Source organism: Ruegeria sp. YTSC002, assembly GCF_059609845.1.
In genome coordinates this window covers 489,417-510,474 of record NZ_JBXWML010000001.1, presented here as the reverse complement: position 1 = coordinate 510,474, position 21,058 = coordinate 489,417, and the positions used below count along the sequence as shown (strand labels likewise).

Here is a 21,058-nt window from a genome sequence, read left to right as displayed (position 1 = left end):
GCAAGGCACCGCCCGGCCACTCCCTCGTTCACGGAAGCGGGGACAGGCCAATCACAGGAGCGTGCAGGTGAAGCAGAACCGCATAGGCGGCAAGCGCGGCCAGCCACACCCCGGAACGCGGCCAGGGGCGCGGTGCGCGCAGTGAAAACCGCGCCGTGTTGCGGGACAAGCGGACCCATTCAAAGCCCATTTCCCGCGACTTGCGGCGGTCGACAAGGGCCATGCCCATGGCCGCGAAACCGGCAAACAGGCCGAACAGAATCACATGTGACAGGCTGCCATTGGCCAGCAGATGTGCCACCGCCCACAGCATCAGCGCGGCAAGGATCGGGTGTCGGGTGGTGCGCAGGATACCGGGCCGCTCTGGGTCAAAGGGCCGATTGCCCAGCCCTCCGAAAGAGAAAGGGTTCTGAATGATCAGCCCCGCGACAGCCAGCCAGCAGACCACCGGCATGATCAGAACCGGCGCCCAGCGCAAAACCGCGAATGGCGGGATGACCTCGACATAAGGGGCGTTTGCAGCGGCCATGATCAACCACGCCAGGACGGCCAGCGACAGAACCGAATAAGCGGTGAAATACCCCCGGCGTCCGAGTGTATCGATGAGCCGTCCGCGTATGGCGGGCCGAACGGGAATCGCGTGGCTGAGAAGGAAGGTGATGAGTGCTGCAAGGAATAGGACCCAACCGGTCATGGTGATCTCCGCGTTATTGGGATCGGTCTAGATCAGGATGGCGATGGTATCCTTGTCCGAAATCAAGTTAGGCACAGGGGCGGGGGCACCGCCCCTGTGCTGTGTTACAACCCAAGCGCCGCGCGGCGTTCTTCGGCAAACCCCTGCACGATGCGGTCGGCAATCAGCGCCAGAATCGCCATCGCGGCCCCGGCCGAAATGCCAAGCCCCACATCCGCCTGACCCAGCGCCAGATAGATCGACTGGCCCAGACCGGTGGTACCGATCAGGGCGGCGATCACCAGCATCGCAAAGGCATAGAGGATGGTCTGGTTCAGTCCCAGCAGGATCGTGGGCGCGGCATAAGGCGCACGGACGTCGCGCATGATCTGCCACTCGGTCGCACCGCTTGAAATCGCGGCCTCCATCATCTCGTCCGGCGTGTTGACCAGCCCGTGCCGCGTGTAGCGGATCATGGGCACGATCGCATAGGCACAGATTGCCAGAAAGGCCGAGAACTCGCCGATCTGGAACACCATGAGGACCGGGATCAGGAACACAAACAGAGGGATTGTCTGCAACATGTCGCAGATCGGACGGACCACTTTCCAGACCGGTTCCCAGACCGCGCTGGCAAGGCCGATCAGGCCGCCGACCACGGCACAGGAAAACACCGCCGCACCGCTGAGGTAGAGCGACAAGAGCGCCCTCTCCCACAGGCCCGAAACGAGGATGGTGCAAAGCAGCCCCACGCACAGCGCCGCCAGGCGCCAGCCCCCCGCGACCCAGCCCAGAGCAGCGGCACCGGTCAGGACAAAGGGCCACGGCAGGTTGGCAATGCCGGTTTCCAGCATCCCGATCAGGATCAGCACGATCAGACCTCCTGTCAGCCGGCCACGCCACGCCATCAACAGCGCGATCCCCGCACCTGCGGCGAACAGACCAAAGCTCATGCCCGGCGTCCACTGAAAGCCCCAGGTAAAGGGCAGCACCGCCTGATCCAGACCGATCCGCAAAGGCAGCAGTACATAGAACAGTGAATTGTTCTTGAGCGCATCCAACCACGGGCCATTGGCCTGAGTGAACGCGGTCAGGCCGCTGTCCACGGCCTCGGCCATCGGGTCCAGCAAGGTCAGTTCGGATGGGTTCGGCAGCCAGGCCCAGAAGGCGGCAGTGAAGACCACGGCAAACCCCAGAATTGCCCAGACAACCCGGCTGTCAAAACGTTTGCGCTCGGTCGCCAAGGTGCCGCTCATGCGATCTATGACGACGGCAAAGACCACGATGACCAGACCCGCCATCAGAGATTCACCGAACTGCGCCTTGCGCATGGTCAGCAGGACCTCCCAGCCGATGTCGTTGAACCCACCGATGACGGCGGCGATGATCACCATCGACAGCGCCGCCATCAGGCACTGGTTCACGCCCACCATGATCTGCGTCGCAGCCGCCGGGATTTCCACCTGGAACAGTTGCTGAAACCGGGTGCCACCAGACATGATGGCGGCCTCTTTGATCTCGGGCTCGACCCGCTCCAACCCCAGCATCACATTGCGCGCCATGGGCGGCGCTGCATAGATGGCCGAGGCGATCAGACCGACGACGGGGCCAAAGCCAAAGAGCAACAACAGGGGCGTGAGATATGCGAAGGTCGGCACGGTCTGCATCACATCCAGAACGGCCTGAACGAAGGATTTCACCCGCGGCACCTCATTGGCGAGGATGCCGATGCCACCACCCAATATCAACGCCACCGGAACGGATACCGCGACCAAGGCCAGCGTGTTCATGCTCTCAGCCCAGTAGCCTGACGCCAACACAAAGCTGAGGCCCAAAAAGCCCAGCGCCGCCATGGGCAAGCCGCCCAGATACCAGCCCAGCGCGGTCACGATCCCGATCAGGATGGGCCATGGTGTGTTGCCAAGCACGAAATTCGCCCAGTTCATCGGATAGGTCATCATATCCGAGAACAACCGCATCGCCGGTTTGATCAGGTTCAGAAACCAATCCAGAAACGCGCCCACCCATTGGGTTGCAGGCAGTTCCCACGCGGCGGGCCATTTGACCAGCCATGGGGCGATACCCTCCAGAGCAAGACAAACCGCGCCGACGATAACCGTGATCAGGGCGGCCTTGGCACCGGCCGTCAACTGCGCGCTGCGTTGCGTCGGAAAGTCAGTCAAGGCGGTCATGTTTCATCCACCTGAAGTGCGGCAGCCAGATCAGACGGGTGCACCGTGCCGACGACATTGCCATCGGCATCCCGCACCGGCACGGGTTCATACAACTCCATGCAATGGGCCAGGGCTGCGTCCAGTGTCATCGACGTGGTCAGGCCGGGATCATCCGGGCCACATTCTGCCTCGCTCCGCATGACCGAGGCGACCTTGGCATGCTGGCCCTTGGCGACATCCTTGGAAAATTCGCGCACATAGTCATCAACGGGTCGCAGGACGATATCCGTGGGCGTGCCGATCTGTACGATCTTGCCGTCCCGCATGATGGCGATGCGGTCAGCAAGCTTCAGCGCTTCCTGAATATCGTGTGTGATGAAGACGATGGACTTCTTCAGGGTCGCCTGTATGCGCAGGAATTCGTCCTGCAACTGGCGACGGATCAGCGGATCAAGCGCAGAAAACGGCTCGTCCAGAAACCAGATATCGGGGTTCACGGCCAAAGATCGCGCAATCCCCACGCGCTGACGCTGACCACCTGACAGTTGCCGGGGGAAGCTGTCTTCGCGCCCTTCCAGACCGACCAGCGAGATCACTTCCTGCGCGCGGTCCAGCCGTTCCTTTTTGCCGACGCCCTGCACCCGCAGAGGATATGCGACGTTTTCAGCAACGGTCATGTGTGGGAACAGGCCGAAATGCTGGAACACCATGCCCAGTTTTTTTCGGCGCAGCTCGGTCAGGGCCTTTTTCGAGGCGCCTATGACATTCTCGCCATCGACCCGAATTTCACCGCCGGTGCCGGGCAACAGTTGCGAGATACAGCGGATCAGAGTGGATTTACCCGAGCCCGACAGGCCCATGATGACGAACAACTCGCCTTCCTTGACCTCGAAATTGGCGTCCTGAACGGCGGAGATATACCCGCTTTCCCGCAGGTCTGCGGCGGCTTTTTCGGCGTCGTTCCCTGACCGAGACAGCGCGTCGGTCAGGGCTTTGTCAGCGCCGGGGCCAAAGACCTGCCAGAGATTCCGGCAGGCGATGGCTGGCATAGTCGCGTCAGTCACTTACGTGCGCTCACTGGATTGCTGCGTCTACGACCGGACGCCACTTGCCTTCGTTCTCGGCCATCCAGGCGGCGACGACTTCTTCGACCTTTCCGCCGTCAACATCGATCGCGCCCATCATCGGCTGCTGGTCTTCGACCGCCAGTTGATAGTTGGACAGGATTTCATAGGCGGCGGGCCATTTCTCTTCCATACCGCTCCAGCCGGCTTTGAAGATGCGCGATGGCGAAAAGTCGCAATCGTTCACCGCGTTCGGGTTCGGACCCCACGCCGGATCGTTAAAGCATGCCTCTTCACCTGCGGGCAGTTCAACGAACTGCACGTCATAGGCAGACATCGCCCAGTGCGGCTGCCAGAATGTGATCAGCAGTGGCGACTTGCGCTCGGTCGAAGCCCGAAGTTCGGCGATCAAGGCGCCTTCCGATCCGGCGGGAACAGCCTTGAACGGCAGCTCAAGGCCGGCCATGCGATCCGCGCCAGGTGTGCCCCAGTCGGCCGGATAATCGACCAGACGGCCACCGGGCAGAGTTTCCGCCGTGGCGAACACCTGCGCGCAGTCTTTCAGCGCTTCCCACGCAGGCAAGCCAGGGCACAGATCAGCGACATGCGCCGGGTATGCGATACCTTCCTTGGCATCCAGGCCAAGATCGCCGATTTCGACAACAGTGCCTTCCTCGATCTTCTTGGCATATTCATCCGACACGTTGGACGACCAGATTTCCAGCGTCGCGTCGATGTCTCCATCGGCCAGAGCCTGGAACTGGTTCATCATGCCGGCGGTCACATACTCCACTTTGTAACCGGCTGCCTTGAGCATCTCACCCGCCACATGCGTGGTCACGTGCTGACCAGTCCATTCGTTGATCGCCAGTTTGATCGGCTCGTCCACGGCACCCATGTCCGCCGCATGCGCCGCACCGGCAACGGTCAGGGCCATAAGGCTTACACTCAGTTTTTTCATGGATTTTCTCCCTGTCTTATTTGTTTTGCCCACCCCGGCGAGGTTTTTCCCGCCGGTATCTTTGTCTGATGACAATACCATGTCGCAACATGCACAAATTCAGTCGGAAAAGGAAAGTGATCAGTTTGTAACGGCGCGGTTTTCTTTCCGCCAAACCGTTGATGTTTCCCCGCAGACGCCGCAAAGGCCCCTGCCCGACCCGTCATTATCCCTAGCCCCGGGCCCGGAATGTTGACTGACGAGTCAATCACAAACCGTTTTAAGCCCGTTTGTCGAGGATTTCTTTGACAGTTCACAGTTTTTTCTTGTTCGGGCCGAGTTTCAATTCCGGTCGGGTGAGTTTCAAACACTCAAAATTCTCATTGCAAAAGGAAGGCAAAACAAAACACTCTTCACATGACAGCTTTGAGGTTGGGTCTATGCGTTCATTTGAAGAGATCTTTGATATTGCCGCCTCTCGCCACGGTGGGGTCGAAGCCTTTGAAGCACAGCTGACCAAGCCCAAAAGCCACGAAGAACTGGCGGCCATGCCCGACGACCGGTGGCTATCGATCATCACGAAATGCGTCTTTCAGGCCGGTTTCAACTGGAAGGTCATCGAAAACAAATGGGAAGGATTCGAAGCCGCCTTTGACGGTTTCGAAGTGGGTCGGTGCGCGTTCATGGATGATGAAAAGTTCGATTCCCTGCTGCAAGACACACGCATTGTCCGCAATGGAACCAAGATCGCAGCAGTGCGGGACAACGCGGCGTTCCTTTTGGAACTGCGCGACGAAGGCGGCGCGGGCAAGGTTCTGGGGGGCTGGCCCTCGGATGACTATGTCAGCCTTCTTGCCATGCTGGCCAAACGCGGATCCCGTCTTGGCGGGGCTTCGGCGCAGTATGCGATGCGTTTTGCGGGGCGCGACAGTTTCATTCTGTCGCGGGACGTCACCGCCCGCCTGATCGCCGAAGGCGTGATCGACAAGCCCGCCACGTCGAAAAAAGCCATGGCGGCTGTGCAACGGGCCTTCAATTCCTGGATGGATCAATCCGGCCGGTCTTTGACGGAAATCAGCCGCGTTCTGGCCATGAGCCTGTGAAAACGGTTTGCGGATTGCTGGCAGCGGACTAGGATTCACCTCATGGTTCTGCGCGTATTCCTGTGTGCTCTTTTGTTGCTGCCCTCCTGCGGTCGTCAATTGACAAAGCAAGAGCGTGATTTTGCGGATGCCATTCAGGGCGAAACCCTGAACCTTGACAGCGTGCGATTGGTCCAAGGTGCGCCGGTTGCCAATGTGACGTATTTCCGCGAGGAGCGCCCACGTCTGGCCTGCCGCGAGCGTATCCTTCCTCCGGTGGAACCCGGGTTGGTGACAGGCAGGCCAGCAGCCGTGGCCCTGTTCAACAAGGTCTACTTTGCGCGCGACTGGTATCTGGAAGACTACATGTCCGATTTCCCGGATCAGATGAACCTGGTGGCCGCGATGTTGCTGGCCCATGAACTGACGCATGTCTGGCAGTGGCAGAATCGCCGGACCACCGGTTACCACCCGTTGCGAGCAGCGGCGGAACATGGTGGGCGCAGCGACCCGTATCTTTTTGACCTCGAAACCTCGCCGGACTTCCTGTCCTACGGGTTTGAACAGCAGGGCGCCATCGTCGAGGAATACGTTTGCTGCCGTGCGCTGGACCCTCAGGCCACCCGAACCAAACGGCTGCACACGATGCTGGGCGCGCATTTTGACCTGTCCCCGCTTCCGCAAAAAGGGCGAGAGCGCGCAATCCTGCTTCCCTGGAGCGAGGCCGAGATCGACGGGATTTGCAGCGGAACCTAGTTCTGCTGAAGGGTCTCCAGATAGGCCACCAGATCCACGATGGGCTGGCTCGTCAGAATTGGCTGCCCCTGCGGCGTTTTCATGGACGTGTCCTGCCCGTCAAAATAAGGACCATAAACCGGCATCGGGCTACCATGGCTGACCAATGGGTCCCGACCATCAATGCGGGCGACAACGCGGGCAGTCGGGAACACGCCTTCCTCGTTGGACAAAGCGGTCAGATCGCTTGGTTGAACCACCAGCACGGCCGCCATCGGACCCTGCCCCATTGCATCGATCCCATGGCAGGTCGCGCAATGGTGCATATAAAGTTCTTCTCCGGTCTTCGCGTCCTGAGCCCAAGCGGCCTGCGAGGCAGCAGCCGAAACCCCAAGAACCAGCACACTGATTGTTGCCTTGAACATCGTATCCTCCTGCCTGGATTGGCATTTGCAGGGTTGCCCGATGACCGTCTTGGCGCAATGATCCAGATCAACGAAAAAGGTACAGAGGGTTCGGGCAATGACACAATACGCCGCCATCATGCTGGCCGCCGGATTTGGAATTCCGATCCTGGCCGCGCTTAACGCGGCGCTGGGCAAAGTCATCGGGTCGCCAACTGCGGCAGCTGTTGTGCTGTTTGCCATCGCCTTCGTCGCCTCGGCGTTGGTCATGGCGCTGTTTCCCGGATTTGCGGCCTTGTCCAAGATTGCCAATGCGCCGAAACACCTGTTGCTTGCAGGTGTCCTGATTGCTTTCTATGTCCTGTCGATCACCCATGTCGCACCGCATTTCGGGGTGGGCAATGCCGTGTTCTTTGTGCTGCTCGGGCAATTGATCAGCGCTGCGGCCATCGACCATTTCGGCCTGTTCGGCGCACAGGTCGAACCGCTTACGCTCATGCGGATGGGCGGGATCGCCGTCATGGCCATTGGTGTTGCGATCACTCAACTGGCCTGAGCACTCCGCCCTCAAGCCGGACCATCCGGTCCATGCGCGCCGCCAGGTCAAGATTGTGCGTTGCGATCAACGCCGACAACCCTTCGTCCCGCACCAGCTTCATCAGTGTATCAAAGACCTGATCCGAGGTTTCGGGGTCCAGATTACCCGTCGGTTCATCCGCCAACAAAACACGGGGCGCATTCGCCAAGGCCCGACAGAAGGCCACCCGCTGCTGTTCCCCACCAGAGAGTGCCGCGGGGCGATGGCTGGCGCGTGCGGCCACACCGACACGGTCCAGCAGATCCAACGCTCGGGCCTGTGCGGCCTTGTCCGGCACACCATTGGCCAGTTGCGGCAGGGTGATGTTTTCCAAGGCCGTGAATTCCGGCAGCAAGTGGTGGAATTGATACACGAACCCGACATCCTGCCGACGCAGTGCGGTTCTGGTCCGGTCGCCCTTGCCCGATACGTTCTGCCCGCCGATTTCGACGGTTCCTTCGTCGGGCATGTCCAGCAGACCGGCGATATGCAGAAGCGTTGATTTACCTGCCCCAGAGGGCGCAACCATGGCTACGGCCTCACCCGCGCGCAGATCCAGATCAACTCCGCGCAAGACCTGCACCTCGCCCGGCTTGACTTTCAGATAGGTCTTGGTCAGACCCTTCAGACGCAATGTGACATCATTCATAGCGCAACGCCTCGACCGGGTTCAGCCGCGCCGCTCGACGGGCAGGAAAATAGGTGACGACAAAGGACAGGCCAAGCGACAGGCCGATGGCCTTGAGCACATCGCTCAGGTGCAGCTCGGCGGGTAAAACATAGATGCCCCGGATCGACGGATCCCAGACGCCACCGCCCATCACGTAATTTACGAACGAAAAGATCGGATCGATATAGATCGCAAAAAGGCACCCTAGGATGACTCCCAAAGCCGTTCCGATCAGGCCGGTAAAAGCGCCGCAGATGAAAAACACACGCAGCACCGACCCTTCGCTCAGACCGATGGTGCGCAGGATGCCGATGTCGCGCCCCTTGTTCTTGACCAGCATGATCAGGCCCGAGACGATATTCATCGCGGCGATCAGAACGAGGATCGAGAGGATGATGAACATCACGTTGTCTTCGACTTCCAATGCCCGCAGGAATCCACCGGATGCATCCTGCCAGGTCCAGATCTGGCTGCGCTCGCCCGATGCTTCGAGAATGGAAATCAGGATCGGGCCCAGTTCCTCGGGCTTTTCCACCATCACTTCGATCTCATCCGCCACACCTTCGCGATTGAAAAAACTCTGCGCCTGCGAAAACGGCATGTAGACACGCGTGCGGTCGATGTCATAGCGCCCCGCCGAGAACACATAGACAACGCGATAGGCATTCACGCGGGGCGACGTACCGAAGGCGGTTTTTACCCCGTTGGGCGAGGTCAACTTGACGACGTCCCCCACGGTGGCGCCTATGCTACGCGCCACGCCTGACCCAATTGCAATGACATCCTGACCCGTCTGAAATTCTGACAAGTCCCCCACAGCCTGCTCTGCCTGGGCTATACCCGGCAGATCAAGCAGATCGTCGGGTCGCATTCCAAACACTTCAACGCCGCTGCTGCGGTCGCGGTTGGTGATCAGCACCTGCCCCTTCACCAAAGGAGCCGCGCGTTGAACACCGGGCACTTGTGCGATACGGGCCGCGCGCTCTTCGTAGTCGGCGATCGTGCGATCCACCCGCCCCTGGGCATCGATCTCGCCTGACGAATAGACCGTCACATGCGCGTTTGCGCCCAGAATGGTGCCGACGAATTCGGAACGGAAGCCGGACCGGACCGACAATGTCGCGATCAGGGCAAACACTGCCAGTGTGATCCCGATCAGGGAAATCCAGGTCATCACACTGACGCCGCCCTCGGCCCTGCGGGCCCGCAGATAACGCCATGCGATTTTCCATTCAAAAGGGGCAAAGGGCGGGGGTGTCTTGGCCATACATGCTCCGGGGTGTTCGTGTTCGCGGGGACAGTTTCGGCATTTCACCCGATGGTCAAGCCGGTTGTCCCTCTGACCCGACTCCTCAGCCTGAATGAGCCGAATCAACTCGGTGTGCAACTGGAACGATTGAGCCGATCGGATGACTTCGGAAGCTGGCGTTACACCATGAGTTGTGAAGCGCATCACAGACAAACTGATATTGTTTCATGTATGAAGTTAATCATCGCGCTTTGTGAACTCCTGAATCGAAAAAGCAACAATGGGCGCGAAATTTTATTACTCTTTTTGATTATTTTCAGAAACTTTGTCACCCTACTTGTGGGGGAACACATTTAAGGAGCGGGGGTCGCTCAATGAATTTTCAAATCTCAACCAACGGTGCGGGGGTAATTCCGTCCCGCCAAGCATCAACAGAACTGGATTGTGAAACAGCGGCGCTGCTGCGTGCGGCCATTCGGCCAATCTTTGCCAGCGCGGCAAGCTGGGGCAATCTGACGGATATTCTGAAAGACAAAGGGTACCGTCTGGTTTTCCGGCAAGGGCGTCTGTGTATCACGGATCGAACCACCGACGCGCGGGTTTGCGGGTTGCGGTTTCTGGGCCTTGAGTTTCGCGAACTGGTCAACCGGCTGGGTCGTCCGATCGTGGTGGCACGGGGCGACGGGGCCAACGGCGACATCCTGGCAACTCGCCCGACGGCAGACCAAGACTGACGTCTCAACCAATCGAATTGGTCAGATCATATCTGGTGGCCAAAGCAATCGCATGGCCACCCTGGTGAAACGGATCCGCGTTGCGTGACACCAAAAGCCGTCACCGGTGACGGTGCTCAGGCAATCTGCTGGTAGATTTCAGCAACTTTGGTAACGGCCGCCTCGGGGCTCAGTTCCTCGCTATCGCCGGTCCGGCGGCAGGTCAGTTCAACAACGCCATTCTTCAGACCGCGCGGGCCGACCGTGATCCGCCAGGGCAGACCAATCAGGTCCATGGTCGCAAACTTGCCCCCTGCCCGTTCATTGCGGTCATCATAAAGCGGCTCCAGCCCCAAGGCCGTCAGAGCGTTATAGATTTTGTCGCAGGCGGCATCCGCTTCTTCATCACCCTGCTTCAGGTTCACGATGCCGCAATGGAACGGGGTCACGCCCTCGGGCCAGATGATGCCTTTGTCGTCATGGCTGGCTTCGATGATCGCGCCGACCAGACGGCTGACACCGATCCCGTGGCTGCCCATATGCACCGGAACCGGTTTTCCATCCGGGCCCTGCACGGTCGCACCCAGCGGCTCGGAATACTTCGTGCCGAAGTAGAAGATCTGCCCAACTTCGATACCACGCGCCACGCGGCGGCGTTCTTCGGGGATCTGATTGAACAGCGCCTCGTCATGCGTTTCATCCGTGCGCGCGTATTTCGAGGTGAACTCTTCCAGAATGGCCTGACATTGTTCGCGGCTGTCATAGTCAATCTCACGATCACCAAAGGTCAGGTCGGTAACGGCGCTGTCATAGAAGACCTCGGATTCACCAGTGTCAGCCAGCACGAGGAACTCATGGGTGTCATCGCCGCCGATGGGCCCGGAATCCGCGCGCATCGGGATCGCCTGAAGGCCCATACGTTCATAGGTGCGCAGATAGCTGACAAGATGGCGGTTATAGGCGTGCAGCGCGTCTTCCTTGGTGAGGTCGAAGTTGTAGCCGTCCTTCATATAGAACTCGCGGCCCCGCATCACGCCGAAACGCGGGCGGATTTCGTCGCGGAACTTCCACTGGATCTGATAGAGGGTCAGCGGCAGGTCTTTGTAGCTGTTCACGTGGCCACGGAAGATATCGGTCACCAGTTCTTCGGCTGTGGGTGTGAACAGCATGTCACGGTCATGCCGGTCCTTCATCCGCAGCATCTCCTGACCATAATCATCATAGCGTCCGGATTCACGCCACAAATCCGCCGACTGGATGATGGGCATCTGAATCGCGATGTGACCCGCCCGCGCCTGTTCTTCGTGGACGATATTTTCCAGCTTGCGCAGCACTTTGAAGCCCAGCGGCAGCCAGGAATAAATCCCGGCAGAGGCCTGCTTGATCATCCCGGCACGCAGCATCAGCCGATGGCTGACGATCTGGGCCTCGGACGGGTTTTCCTTGAGAACGGGCAGAAAGTAACGGCTGAGGCGCATGGGTTAACCTTCAAAGGTAAATTTCGACTTCAAAGGTGATTATGTCAAACCACCGCCGGGGGCAATCGGGCATTGGTGTTTTTGCGACTTCGCGTCAGTCGGTTTTTTGATTGACCCTGCAATCGGGAATTCCAATTGTGGCGCAAACTCAAAACCCATGAGGCCTTGATGCAGACCATTCAGGAACCCGCCCGCAGCATTCCCGTTGTCCACTCTACAGACGTGCTGGTCGTCGGGTCCGGTCCTGCCGGTTTGGCCGCAGCACTGGCCGCAGCGCGGACAGGTGTGGACGTCTCGCTGGTTGACCGGTTCGGGTGCATGGGCGGCAACATCACCGCCGTCGGCGTCGAAGGATTCGCGTGGTACCGGCACGAGCAAACCGTCGAGGCCGGCGGCATCGGGATGGAATTCGAAACCCGCGCCAAAGAGATGGGCGCGGCGGTGCCCGAAAGCCAGTCGCTCAGTTATGAACTGGACAGCGAAGGGTTCAAGCTGGTGGCGGACAAGCTGGTCGAAGAGGCGGGTGTTCACCCGATGCTGCACCGGCAATTCGTCGCCCCCGTCATGGAAGGGGACCGGATCATCGGCATCATCACCGAATCCAAGGCCGGGCGCGAGGCGATACTGGCCAAGGTGGTAATCGATGCAACCGGCGACGCCGATGTGGCCCATCGCGCGGGGGCCCCGACGCATAAAACGCCACGGGAGGACATGATGGCCGCCTCTGTCATGTTCCACCTGGCCGGAGTGGACAAGCGCGCCTTTATCGAGGGCGTCAAGGCCGACCCGCAGACCTACAAGGACTGGGGCGGCGGCGGTGAGTGGAATATCGAAACCAGCGGCAAAGAGGACGACATGTTCTCACCCTTCGTGCACAAGCCCTTCCAGCAGGCGATTGATGAAGGTCTGATCCCGCCGCATCTGAACACCATCGCCGGCACCTGGGGCGCGATGCATGACACGGGCGAACTGACCTACATGAACCTCATCCACCTGGCCGGGATCGACGGGACCGACCCCGACAGCCTGACGCGCGGTGAAATCGAAGGTCGGCGCCAGTCAATGTTGGCCATCGAAGCCCTGCGCCGGTTCATGCCCGGCTGCGCGAACGCTCGGCTGCGGAATTTCGGTATGACCATCGGCATTCGCGACACCCGCAAAATCGATGCGGTATACAACATGACCGAAAACGACGCCCGCCATCAGGGCCGGTTCGAGGATACGATCGGCATCTACCCCGAATTCATCGACGGGTATGGCATCCTGATCCTGCCGACCACGGGGCGGTACATGCAGGTTCCGTACCGCTCGATGCTGCCCAGGGGCGTCAGGGGCCTGCTGGTCGCGGGGCGGTCACACGGTGCCGACCGGGTGGCCCATGCCGCCACGCGCAACATGGCCTGCTGCGCCGTCATGGGTCAGGGCGCGGGCGTTGCAGCCGCGATGTCGCTGAAAAGCAATCAGGACCTGGATCAATTGAACCAGGCACCTGTTCACACGGAACTAGAGCGTCAGGGGGTCAGGATTCACTGATGGACAGAATTCCGACAATAGACATCTCGCCGCTGTCCGATCCTGGCAGCGCAGCCTTTGATGCAACGGTACAAAGCATTATTGAGGCCTGCACGGGGATCGGGTTTCTGTCCATCACCGGAACAGGTGTGTCCCAGCAGACGGTGGATCAGGTCCGTCAGACCACACGAGAGATCTTTGCCATCAATGAAGCCCGCAAATGGGATCAGGCCATCACACGCGAGAATTATCGCGGTTATATCCCGATGGGTTTTTTCACACCCAACGATGGATCCGGCAAAGCCGACAAATACGAGGGTTACAAGCTGCACCACGAGGTTGCCGCCACCGACCCCGTGCGCGCCGAGTGTGCCCTGTACGGCCCGAACCTGTGGCCCGCTGAAGTCCCCGAGGCAAAAGAGGTCATCCTGGATTATTGGCGTCAATTGGATCAGGTCACTGATGTGTTGTTGGGCGCCTTGGAATCCGGCCTAGGCTTGACCTCTGGCATTTTGCGCGACGCGTTCCGAAACCCGATGACCAATATGACATTGCTGCACTATCCCCCGCAGGCTGCGGATGAAGCGGGTTATGGCATCCATCCGCACAAGGATACGGACGCACTGACCATCATCGCGCCCGATCCGGTGGGCGGGCTCGAGGTGCAGACCCGCAGCGGCAAGTGGATTTCACCTGACTGCCCACTCGGCGGTTTTGTGGTGAATATCGGCGACATGCTGGAGCTGTGGTCAGGCGGGCGGTTGAAGTCCACGCCACACCGGGTGGTGAACAGATCGGGCAAGGAACGGTACTCGTTCCCCTATTTCGCCGTACCCCGCCATGACGTCATTGTTGAGCCATTGTTGCCCGCCCTGCCCGGCTTTGACCGCCCAGCGGTTCATTGTGGTCACTGGTCGGCGGAAATCTGGCGCACCAACTGGCCCGATGAAACCGCAGAAGAAGACACCCCGGAACTGGGGACCTTGTACGATTGATACCGGCAAAGCCCTTCCCAATGAAGCGCTTGCATCATGGGCTTTGATGCGCCAAGAACGCCTGCAAGGGCCTGAACAAGGGGATTGCCATGGCTTTGCCGGTAAAGGATCAGCTGAGATACTGGGGCATCGTCGCTGCGGTTTTTGTTTTGATCCTCTGGGCCTTGGGGGATGTCCTGCTGCCCTTCGTCATTGGCGGAGCAATTGCGTATTTTCTTGATCCCGTTGCGGATCGACTGGAGCGGTTGGGCCTGTCGCGCGTCGCAGCCACAGCCATCATTACGGTCATCGGCGTTCTGGGATTTATGTTGGCGGTCCTGATGGTCGTACCTGCCCTGATTACCCAGTTGCTGGATCTGATCGACGTTCTGCCCGATCTGTTCAAGCAATTGCGCGGGTTCATTGAAAAACAGTTCCCGTCGCTGCTGGACCGGGAATCAAACACTCATCAGATGCTGGTGTCCTTCGGCGACATGCTGAAATCCAAGACCGGGGATGTCCTGCAAACGGTTCTCGCGTCGCTTGGATCTGCGATCAACATCGTCGTCTTGCTGGTGATCGTACCCGTCGTGGCTGTTTACCTGCTGCTGGACTGGGATCGCATGATCGCTCGCATCGGAGAACTCCTGCCGCGTGACCATGCCCCCACCATCAGGCGGCTGGCCGGTGAGATTGACGCCGTGCTGGCCTCTTTCGTGCGCGGGATGGGAACGGTCTGCCTGATCCTTGGCACCTATTATGCGGTTGCCCTGATGCTGGCCGGTCTGCAATTTGGCCTGATCGTGGGTTTCATTGCCGGATTGGTCACGTTCATCCCTTACCTGGGCGCCCTGATCGGTGGTTCGCTGGCGATCGGGCTGGCGCTGTTTCAGTTCTGGGGTGATTGGGCGCATATCGGGCTGATCGCGGGCATCTTTGCCATCGGACAGGTCACCGAGGGGAATTTCCTGACACCCAAGCTGGTGGGCAACTCTGTCGGGCTGCACCCGGTCTGGCTGCTGCTGGCCCTGTCTGTCTTTGGGGCTTTGTTCGGCTTTGTCGGTATGCTGATCGCCGTGCCCGTGGCCGCCGCATTGGGCGTGCTGGCCCGATTTGCCACATCGCTGTACCTGGACAGCCGACTTTATACCGGTCTTGAAGGTCAGGATCAGGAAACCGAGTAAATGCCCCGACAACTCAGCTTTGATCTGCCCGCCAAGACTGCGCTCGGGCGTGAGGATTTCTTTGTGTCGCCTGCCAATGCTTTGGCTGTGGCGATGATCTCGGCCACATCCTGGCCGGGAAACAAGCTTGTTCTGACCGGTCCGGCTGGCGCGGGTAAAACCCACCTGGCACATGTCTGGGCCGCGGAAACCGGCGGGCGCATCATTCAGGCCGCCGATTTGCGGTATGACGACGTGCCGGATCTGGCACGCAGGCCGATTGCCGTCGAAGACGTGCCCATGATCGCCGACGATGCCGAACAGCAGAAAACGCTGTTTCACCTGCACAATCTGGTTCTGGCCGAAGGGCACGCCTTGTTGATGACAGGTCGGCTGGCCCCGAAATTCTGGGAATTGCCGCTGGCGGACCTGCAAAGCCGGGTCGAAGGTGCCCATCACGTGGCGCTGGACCCGCCCGACGATGCATTGCTGGGCGCGGTTCTGGCCAAACTGTTCGTAGATCGGCAGCTGAACCCCGGCCCCGAGGTAATCGCCTATCTCGTCAAACACATGGATCGGCGATTTGAAACTGCGGCCGACGTGGTGGCGCAACTGGATCAATTGGCCCTCATGGAAAAGCGCGACATCACCCGCACTTTGGCCGTGCGGGTTCTGCACATGAGCCCGGATGAGATCGAGACGGGTGATTGACCCGCACCCGCCAATTTCGCATCCTCACACAGCATTACCTGGAAGACACATGGATCAGACCGCAGCAACCGACATCCCTGACTGGGGACCTTTCGGAAAGCCACTGTTCGACGAGCCTGGAACCCGGGCTTTGTCGCGTGTCGGCGTTGTCGATGTCGGATCCAACTCGGTCCGGATGGTCATCTTTGACGGTGCGGCCCGATCACCGGCCTATTTCTACAATGAAAAAGTCATGTGTGAACTGGGCGCGGGCCTGTCCGAGACCGGGCGGCTGAATCCGCGTGGGCGCGAACGCGCGCTGGCGGCGCTGCGACGGTTTCAGAATCTGGCGGTTGATCTGGAATTGCCGGGCCTGCATGTCGTGGCCACGGCTGCTGTGCGCGAGGCAAAGGACGGACCGGATTTCTGCGATCAGGTGAAGGCGGAAACCGGGCTGCACGTGGAAGTCATCACCGGGGAAGAAGAAGCCCGTTTTTCAGCTCAGGGTGTGCTGCTGGGATGGCCCGGCGCCTATGGCCTGATCTGCGACATCGGCGGATCTTCGATGGAGTTGGCCGAGATCGGGGACGGTCAGGTGGGCCGCCGCCTGACCTCGGCGCTCGGGCCACTGAAACTGCGCGATATCAAGGGCGGACGGCGTGCACGCAAGGCTCATATCAAAAATACGATGGAAAAGCTGCGCGATGAGATGGGTCCGCAGCGGGATCGTCTGTTCCTGGTTGGCGGCAGCTGGCGGGCCTTTGCCCGGCTGGACATGCTGCGGCGCGGCTATCCGCTGAACGTGCTGCATGAATACCGGATGACGACAAAACAGGTTCGTGAAACGATCAAGTTCATTGAAAAGAACGATCATGAAAAACTGCGCAGCCAGGCCGGTGTATCCAGCTCGCGGATGTCGCTCATCCCCTACGCGATGGATGTTCTGGCCCGGCTGATCCGAACGTTCAAACCGAAGGACATCGCCATATCCAGCTATGGGATCCGTGAGGGATTGCTGTATGAACAGATGTCGCAGGAGTTGCGCGACCGGGACCCGCTGATCGAAGCAAGCCTTTTTGCCGAATCCAAGGATGCCCGCCTGCCCGGATTTGGCCGCAACCTCTATGATTTCGTGATGCCGCTGTTCAAATCAGCGCCCCCCAGCAGCGTTCGACTGATCAAGGCTGCGTGCCTGCTGCACGATGTCAGCTGGCGTGCTCATCCCGATTACCGGGCCGAAGTCTGTTTCGACAACGTCACCCGCGCCAATCTGGGTGGTCTGAAGCATTCCGAACGTGTCTTTATCGGGCTGGCCTTGCAGCACCGGTATCGCAACAAACGCGAAGGCAACCGGTTTGCGCCCTTGTATGATCTGCTGGACGAAAAAGGCCAGAAAGAGGCCGAGATTTTGGGCAAGGCGATGCGCTTTGGCGCGATGCTTTGGATGCATAATGACGCCAATATGGGTCGCCTGAAATTCTATCCCAAAAAGCGCGAGCTGGAGCTGTACCTGCCCGAAGCAGCGGCCCCCCTGTTCAGCGAAGTTGCCGAAGCGCGCCTGAATTCTCTGGCAAACGCCCTGAAATCCGAAACGCGCGTGATCATCAGGGGCTGACCATCGATCCGATCAGATATCAGTTGCGCCTTCGGGCAACGCTTCATCTTCGTTTTCAGGCTCTGGCGGTCCCTCGGCCTGTTTCCTGCGGATGATGATGTCACCATTGGGCAAGATCTCGGGCGCTTCATAAGCGCTCCAGTCCTTGATCTCGGCCCCCAGCTCGGCCAGTGCCGGGCCCATTTCCCGCAAGAACGACTGCATCGCCGGGCCAAACTCATCCGCGAGGCCCAGCAGCTCATCCAGCGCCGGTTCCATTTCCTTGCGCAGACCTTCGAAGAACAACTCGGCCCCCTGCTCCATCAGGGATTTGCTGTTGTCCTCCTGCGACATGGCGGGTGCGGCAATGCCAGCCGTGATCATGCTGATCAGCAAAACGTGTTTCATACCTGATATATAGTCCCCCTGCAGCAGGCGTGAAAGGTCACAGGTCGATGTCCAGCGTGACCGGGAAATGATCCGACGCCGTCAACAGCGCCTGTCGCAGGTCCGGTGCGGACCAGCAGAACGCGTCGCGAAACGGATGCCAAATACGCCAGGCCGGACGGTAGGCACGCAGATCCTGGGTAATCATTATATAATCCAGAAGAGCCTCGAGAAACCTGCCTTCTTCCGGACGGGCAAAGCGGGCCGTGGAAGGTATCGATCCGGGCCGAAAACCATGAGCCGTCACCGCGTGCGGATCGAACAAACCCGCTTGCAGCAAAATCTCGACCGAAGACCGGCCGAACAGGTGCTCGAACTCATCCAGCCCGGGGCCATCGTTCAGGTCTCCCAGCAAAATGACGGGTTCTTGGTTTGCAACGTGCATCTCGACCCGCCTTGCCAGCCAGACCGCCTGTGCCAATTGCTTGCGGCGGTTGGCAATCGAGATACGGATCGCCTCATCCCGCGACCCAGCCCCATGCGGAGCCTTTGATTTCAAATGAGCTCCGATCAGCCGGACCTCGCGGCCCGATTGCGTGGTCACCGCCAATTCCATCGGTGGTTTGGAAAACCGCACAACATCCTCGGTCGCATCTATATCCAGGTCGATTCTGAACTCGCCATCAAACCGGGGGGCCAAGGGGTCGTCGATGTCACCCCTGGGATCATGGCGCGCGGTAAGAACGGTCCTGTCGTAAAGCAGCGCCAGCTCCTGATGGGTGTCGTTGGCAAACCCCATCACCGCGTCAGAGGTGCGCAGATCAAACGCCTCGGCAAAGGTTTGCAGGGCCCGCACCGTATTCTGGCGTTTGCCGGTGTTCGGAGCCTCGACGATCAATACCGCGTCTGCGTCAATCGCGGTCAGCACTTTTGCAATCGCCTCGACCTGCTGCGCCTTGGTGACGTCATGCCGCCCGGACCAGGTGTCATCGACAATCAGATTGTCTTTTTGATCAAAAAGATTGGCGAACCATTCGATATTGTAGGTCGCCAGCCGCATCCTGTCAGGCCCGCGCGCCGTTGATCTCATCCCAGGCGCGATTGATGTCGATCATCTTTTTCTCGGCCAGTCTGATCGCCTCTTCCGGGACACCACGCGCCATCATGGCGTCCGGGTGCGTTTCGCGGACCAGTTGTCGCCAGACTTTGCGGATATCGGGCAATGGCATGTCCTGCGGCACACCCAGAACCGTGTAAGGATCTTTTGGCGCATCCGGAACAAATCGCGCCCGCAATGCTTTGAATTGAGCGTCGGTCTGCCCGAAGATCTTGCTCACTTCTTCCAAGAACGCGTTCTCATTGGGATGGTAGAACCCATCGGCCATGGCGATGTGAAACAGCCCTTCCATCAGGTCGCAAAGCGTGGTGCTGTCTTCGGCAAACATCCGGGCGATCTTGCGGGCATAGTCCTGATACCCCGCCACATCCGTGCGGGCCATGTTGAAGACCCGCGCGGCACCTTCCTCGTCTTCACGCGCGATCTGGAACACATCGCGGAAGGCCGTAACCTCGTCTCGTGTCACCTGACCGTCTGCCTTGGCCATTTTTGCACCCAGCGCAATCACTGCAATCGTGAAAGCCACCGAACGTTCCGGGGGCGAACGCAGCTTTTCAAAAACTGCGGTCAGGCTTTCGCCTTGGGCCAGCGCACTGAGCGCTTCGGATATGCGGGTCCAGATCGACATGGGCATAGACTAGCGTCACAATCCGGGACTGTCAGGTGCGACAGATCACTCAGGCGAAAGAATTTTCTGCATCAGCACAAGATCCAGCCGTTGGCCCCATTTGAACCCTACTTCGGGCATGCGACCAACCTGCGAAAAGCCCAGCGCCGCGTGGAACGCCACAGCACCCGGATTGGCCGAGGAGATGCCTGCGACCAGCACATGCACCCTTTCGGTTTGTGCGACCTGCTCCAGCGCGTGCATCAAAGCACGCCCAACGCCCTTTCCGCGCGCGTCCGGTGACAGCTGGATCGAGTGTTCGCGCGTCTGCGCATATCCGGGCCCCGCACGAAACGGGGCATGGGTGGCAAAACCAACAACTTGCCCATCAAGTTCGGCGACCAGAAATCCGGTGCCCCGCGCCGCGATGTCCTCGGTGATTTGCGTCGTGCTGCGCTCATCGGTCGTGAACGTGATCAGGGACTCGCGAATTATCGCATTGGTGATCCTGGCGATTGCGGGCGCATCCGCCCCCACGGCCGGGCGAATGATCATTCCAGCACCCGGACCCCATGGGGCGTCTCGAATTCAGCCCTGAGCGCGGCCGGGCCGGTGTCGAACACCACGTATTCCAATGCACCCAGATGTCTGGCCAGCGTCAATGCATCCGGGTGGTACACAACCAAACGCCGCAGCCGACAGGCGCTGTCTTGCAGCATGTCGGCCGGGTGAAGGTCGCCCTGCCATTCGATAAGTGCGGGAAACAGATTGTCGAACGGCAAGCGCCCGGTTGGCGGAACCGCCATGCGCCATCGTAACGCCCCCCGGGTCAGGTCGATCGGTTGCCCGACACCATCGGGAAACACGGAAAGCGAGGCTTCGATATCGTCGACCCTGCAAATCCAGTTGGTCAGACGCGGGCTGCCCTCGAAGCGGTCCAGATCGAACCATCGCGTTCTGCCCGGAGTTTGCGCCTGCGGGTCGATCGCGATCGCCTCCAGATAGAGACCGTCCCTGAGGCCAAGCAATTTGTTGTATGTCCCGAACGTCTCGTGCTTGCCGCCGGGTTGCAGCGCAACGCCAAGCGCTTGTTCGATATGGGCAGTTGCGTCTTCCAGCGTTTCACCCGCGACGGCCAGATGATCCAGTAACATGCGCCACCTCCTGCAAGTATTACGGCCAGATCCTTGCGGATCTGGCCGTATGTTTTCGCCAAAGAGGCGCAATCGCAAGATGTTTCGAAGAAAACCTGACC

General features: G+C 59.7%; 22 protein-coding genes. 9 read left to right on the top strand and 13 right to left on the bottom strand.

The window, feature by feature from the left end:
• Window positions 1-28 precede the first annotated feature (28 nt).
• The 4 genes from AC2FFD_RS02545 to AC2FFD_RS02530 form a co-directional block, all read right to left on the bottom strand.
• On the bottom strand, window positions 29-694 hold the full coding sequence (locus AC2FFD_RS02545) for an NnrU family protein (protein WP_496871787.1): 666 nt from the start codon (window positions 692-694) through the stop codon (window positions 29-31).
• A gap of 104 nt (window positions 695-798) precedes the next feature.
• Window positions 799-2,865 carry an ABC transporter permease gene (locus AC2FFD_RS02540; RefSeq protein WP_496871785.1) on the bottom strand — a complete coding sequence of 689 codons (2,067 nt, stop codon included), beginning with the start codon at window positions 2,863-2,865 and terminating at the stop codon, window positions 799-801.
• Window positions 2,862-3,911, bottom strand: a complete 1,050-nt coding sequence (locus AC2FFD_RS02535) for a quaternary amine ABC transporter ATP-binding protein (protein ID WP_496871783.1) — start codon at window positions 3,909-3,911, stop codon at window positions 2,862-2,864. Before AC2FFD_RS02535 ends, AC2FFD_RS02540 begins: the two co-directional genes overlap by 4 nt.
• Window positions 3,912-3,921: 10 nt before the next feature.
• The gene (locus tag AC2FFD_RS02530; protein WP_170343679.1) at window positions 3,922-4,872 is read right to left on the bottom strand and encodes an ABC transporter substrate-binding protein; all 951 of its coding nucleotides are present in this window, start codon (window positions 4,870-4,872) and stop codon (window positions 3,922-3,924) included.
• 419 nt (window positions 4,873-5,291) lie between these two features.
• Between AC2FFD_RS02530 and AC2FFD_RS02525 the strand changes: the two genes are divergently transcribed.
• Both AC2FFD_RS02525 and AC2FFD_RS02520 read left to right on the top strand, forming a co-directional pair.
• Window positions 5,292-5,954 carry a DNA-3-methyladenine glycosylase I gene (locus tag AC2FFD_RS02525; protein ID WP_496871781.1) on the top strand — a complete coding sequence of 221 codons (663 nt, stop codon included), beginning with the start codon at window positions 5,292-5,294 and terminating at the stop codon, window positions 5,952-5,954.
• 42 nt (window positions 5,955-5,996) lie between these two features.
• Complete coding sequence (locus AC2FFD_RS02520; RefSeq protein WP_170343677.1) at window positions 5,997-6,689, top strand: hypothetical protein; 693 nt, start codon at window positions 5,997-5,999, stop codon at window positions 6,687-6,689.
• On the opposite strand, the gene AC2FFD_RS02515 is transcribed toward AC2FFD_RS02520, so the two are convergent.
• The gene (locus tag AC2FFD_RS02515) at window positions 6,686-7,093 is read right to left on the bottom strand and encodes a c-type cytochrome (RefSeq protein WP_425078626.1); all 408 of its coding nucleotides are present in this window, start codon (window positions 7,091-7,093) and stop codon (window positions 6,686-6,688) included. The genes AC2FFD_RS02520 and AC2FFD_RS02515 overlap by 4 nt on opposite strands.
• Window positions 7,094-7,190: 97 nt before the next feature.
• Here AC2FFD_RS02515 and AC2FFD_RS02510 point away from each other — a divergent pair, with 97 nt between their 5' ends.
• On the top strand, window positions 7,191-7,628 hold the full coding sequence (locus AC2FFD_RS02510) for a DMT family transporter (RefSeq protein WP_170343675.1): 438 nt from the start codon (window positions 7,191-7,193) through the stop codon (window positions 7,626-7,628).
• Here AC2FFD_RS02510 and AC2FFD_RS02505 read toward each other — a convergent pair.
• Window positions 7,612-8,298, bottom strand: a complete 687-nt coding sequence (locus tag AC2FFD_RS02505) for an ABC transporter ATP-binding protein (RefSeq protein ID WP_496871779.1) — start codon at window positions 8,296-8,298, stop codon at window positions 7,612-7,614. The two genes, AC2FFD_RS02510 and AC2FFD_RS02505, sit on opposite strands and share 17 nt — an antisense overlap.
• Window positions 8,291-9,586 carry a lipoprotein-releasing ABC transporter permease subunit gene (locus tag AC2FFD_RS02500; RefSeq protein ID WP_496871776.1) on the bottom strand — a complete coding sequence of 432 codons (1,296 nt, stop codon included), beginning with the start codon at window positions 9,584-9,586 and terminating at the stop codon, window positions 8,291-8,293. Before AC2FFD_RS02500 ends, AC2FFD_RS02505 begins: the two co-directional genes overlap by 8 nt.
• 356 nt (window positions 9,587-9,942) lie before the next feature.
• Between AC2FFD_RS02500 and AC2FFD_RS02495 the strand changes: the two genes are divergently transcribed.
• Window positions 9,943-10,302, top strand: a complete 360-nt coding sequence (locus tag AC2FFD_RS02495) for a hypothetical protein (protein ID WP_170343672.1) — start codon at window positions 9,943-9,945, stop codon at window positions 10,300-10,302.
• Between the two features lie 116 nt (window positions 10,303-10,418).
• Here the strand turns inward: AC2FFD_RS02495 and proS are convergent, their stop codons facing one another.
• On the bottom strand, window positions 10,419-11,759 hold the full coding sequence (proS, locus tag AC2FFD_RS02490; RefSeq protein ID WP_170343671.1) for a proline--tRNA ligase: 1,341 nt from the start codon (window positions 11,757-11,759) through the stop codon (window positions 10,419-10,421).
• A gap of 168 nt (window positions 11,760-11,927) precedes the next feature.
• Between proS and AC2FFD_RS02485 the strand changes: the two genes are divergently transcribed.
• From AC2FFD_RS02485 to AC2FFD_RS02465, 5 genes are all read left to right on the top strand, one after another.
• Window positions 11,928-13,292: an FAD-dependent oxidoreductase gene (locus AC2FFD_RS02485; protein ID WP_496871774.1), complete on the top strand. Its 1,365-nt coding sequence runs from the start codon at window positions 11,928-11,930 to the stop codon at window positions 13,290-13,292.
• Window positions 13,292-14,266 carry an isopenicillin N synthase family dioxygenase gene (locus AC2FFD_RS02480; protein WP_480683879.1) on the top strand — a complete coding sequence of 325 codons (975 nt, stop codon included), beginning with the start codon at window positions 13,292-13,294 and terminating at the stop codon, window positions 14,264-14,266. The genes AC2FFD_RS02485 and AC2FFD_RS02480 overlap by 1 nt, the downstream gene beginning before the upstream one ends.
• Before the next feature lie 89 nt (window positions 14,267-14,355).
• On the top strand, window positions 14,356-15,429 hold the full coding sequence (locus AC2FFD_RS02475; RefSeq protein ID WP_170343668.1) for an AI-2E family transporter: 1,074 nt from the start codon (window positions 14,356-14,358) through the stop codon (window positions 15,427-15,429).
• The gene (locus AC2FFD_RS02470; RefSeq protein ID WP_496871772.1) at window positions 15,430-16,119 is read left to right on the top strand and encodes a P-loop NTPase family protein; all 690 of its coding nucleotides are present in this window, start codon (window positions 15,430-15,432) and stop codon (window positions 16,117-16,119) included. It begins immediately after the preceding gene.
• A 49-nt stretch (window positions 16,120-16,168) separates the two neighbouring features.
• The gene (locus tag AC2FFD_RS02465; RefSeq protein ID WP_425078633.1) at window positions 16,169-17,713 is read left to right on the top strand and encodes a Ppx/GppA family phosphatase; all 1,545 of its coding nucleotides are present in this window, start codon (window positions 16,169-16,171) and stop codon (window positions 17,711-17,713) included.
• A gap of 12 nt (window positions 17,714-17,725) precedes the next feature.
• Here the strand turns inward: AC2FFD_RS02465 and AC2FFD_RS02460 are convergent, their stop codons facing one another.
• The 5 genes from AC2FFD_RS02460 to AC2FFD_RS02440 are packed head-to-tail and all read right to left on the bottom strand — an operon-like array spanning window position 17,726 to window position 20,957.
• Window positions 17,726-18,100, bottom strand: a complete 375-nt coding sequence (locus AC2FFD_RS02460; RefSeq protein ID WP_425078634.1) for a hypothetical protein — start codon at window positions 18,098-18,100, stop codon at window positions 17,726-17,728.
• Between the two features lie 37 nt (window positions 18,101-18,137).
• Window positions 18,138-19,139 carry an endonuclease/exonuclease/phosphatase family protein gene (locus AC2FFD_RS02455; RefSeq protein ID WP_480683875.1) on the bottom strand — a complete coding sequence of 334 codons (1,002 nt, stop codon included), beginning with the start codon at window positions 19,137-19,139 and terminating at the stop codon, window positions 18,138-18,140.
• Between the two features lie 4 nt (window positions 19,140-19,143).
• The gene (locus tag AC2FFD_RS02450; RefSeq protein WP_170343663.1) at window positions 19,144-19,824 is read right to left on the bottom strand and encodes a molecular chaperone DjiA; all 681 of its coding nucleotides are present in this window, start codon (window positions 19,822-19,824) and stop codon (window positions 19,144-19,146) included.
• A gap of 45 nt (window positions 19,825-19,869) precedes the next feature.
• Window positions 19,870-20,358, bottom strand: a complete 489-nt coding sequence (locus AC2FFD_RS02445; protein WP_496871770.1) for a GNAT family N-acetyltransferase — start codon at window positions 20,356-20,358, stop codon at window positions 19,870-19,872.
• Window positions 20,355-20,957, bottom strand: coding sequence for a VOC family protein (locus tag AC2FFD_RS02440; RefSeq protein WP_170343661.1), 603 nt, complete (start codon window positions 20,955-20,957; stop codon window positions 20,355-20,357). Before AC2FFD_RS02440 ends, AC2FFD_RS02445 begins: the two co-directional genes overlap by 4 nt.
• Window positions 20,958-21,058 lie beyond the last annotated feature (101 nt).

Bases quoted from the DNA above. Each gene is read 5' to 3' on its own strand.
- AC2FFD_RS02545 (WP_496871787.1), bottom strand. From the start codon at position 694: ATGACCGGTTGGGTCCTATTCCTTGCAGCACTCATCACCTTCCTTCTC.
- AC2FFD_RS02540 (WP_496871785.1), bottom strand. From the start codon at position 2,865: ATGACCGCCTTGACTGACTTTCCGACGCAACGCAGCGCGCAGTTGACG.
- AC2FFD_RS02530 (WP_170343679.1), bottom strand. From the start codon at position 4,872: ATGAAAAAACTGAGTGTAAGCCTTATGGCCCTGACCGTTGCCGGTGCG.
- AC2FFD_RS02525 (WP_496871781.1), top strand. From the start codon at position 5,292: ATGCGTTCATTTGAAGAGATCTTTGATATTGCCGCCTCTCGCCACGGT.
- AC2FFD_RS02520 (WP_170343677.1), top strand. From the start codon at position 5,997: ATGGTTCTGCGCGTATTCCTGTGTGCTCTTTTGTTGCTGCCCTCCTGC.
- AC2FFD_RS02515 (WP_425078626.1), bottom strand. From the start codon at position 7,093: ATGTTCAAGGCAACAATCAGTGTGCTGGTTCTTGGGGTTTCGGCTGCT.
- AC2FFD_RS02510 (WP_170343675.1), top strand. From the start codon at position 7,191: ATGACACAATACGCCGCCATCATGCTGGCCGCCGGATTTGGAATTCCG.
- AC2FFD_RS02505 (WP_496871779.1), bottom strand. From the start codon at position 8,298: ATGAATGATGTCACATTGCGTCTGAAGGGTCTGACCAAGACCTATCTG.
- AC2FFD_RS02500 (WP_496871776.1), bottom strand. From the start codon at position 9,586: ATGGCCAAGACACCCCCGCCCTTTGCCCCTTTTGAATGGAAAATCGCA.
- AC2FFD_RS02495 (WP_170343672.1), top strand. From the start codon at position 9,943: ATGAATTTTCAAATCTCAACCAACGGTGCGGGGGTAATTCCGTCCCGC.
- proS (WP_170343671.1), bottom strand. From the start codon at position 11,759: ATGCGCCTCAGCCGTTACTTTCTGCCCGTTCTCAAGGAAAACCCGTCC.
- AC2FFD_RS02485 (WP_496871774.1), top strand. From the start codon at position 11,928: ATGCAGACCATTCAGGAACCCGCCCGCAGCATTCCCGTTGTCCACTCT.
- AC2FFD_RS02480 (WP_480683879.1), top strand. From the start codon at position 13,292: ATGGACAGAATTCCGACAATAGACATCTCGCCGCTGTCCGATCCTGGC.
- AC2FFD_RS02475 (WP_170343668.1), top strand. From the start codon at position 14,356: ATGGCTTTGCCGGTAAAGGATCAGCTGAGATACTGGGGCATCGTCGCT.
- AC2FFD_RS02470 (WP_496871772.1), top strand. From the start codon at position 15,430: ATGCCCCGACAACTCAGCTTTGATCTGCCCGCCAAGACTGCGCTCGGG.
- AC2FFD_RS02465 (WP_425078633.1), top strand. From the start codon at position 16,169: ATGGATCAGACCGCAGCAACCGACATCCCTGACTGGGGACCTTTCGGA.
- AC2FFD_RS02460 (WP_425078634.1), bottom strand. From the start codon at position 18,100: ATGAAACACGTTTTGCTGATCAGCATGATCACGGCTGGCATTGCCGCA.
- AC2FFD_RS02455 (WP_480683875.1), bottom strand. From the start codon at position 19,139: ATGCGGCTGGCGACCTACAATATCGAATGGTTCGCCAATCTTTTTGAT.
- AC2FFD_RS02450 (WP_170343663.1), bottom strand. From the start codon at position 19,824: ATGTCGATCTGGACCCGCATATCCGAAGCGCTCAGTGCGCTGGCCCAA.
- AC2FFD_RS02445 (WP_496871770.1), bottom strand. From the start codon at position 20,358: ATGATCATTCGCCCGGCCGTGGGGGCGGATGCGCCCGCAATCGCCAGG.
- AC2FFD_RS02440 (WP_170343661.1), bottom strand. From the start codon at position 20,957: ATGTTACTGGATCATCTGGCCGTCGCGGGTGAAACGCTGGAAGACGCA.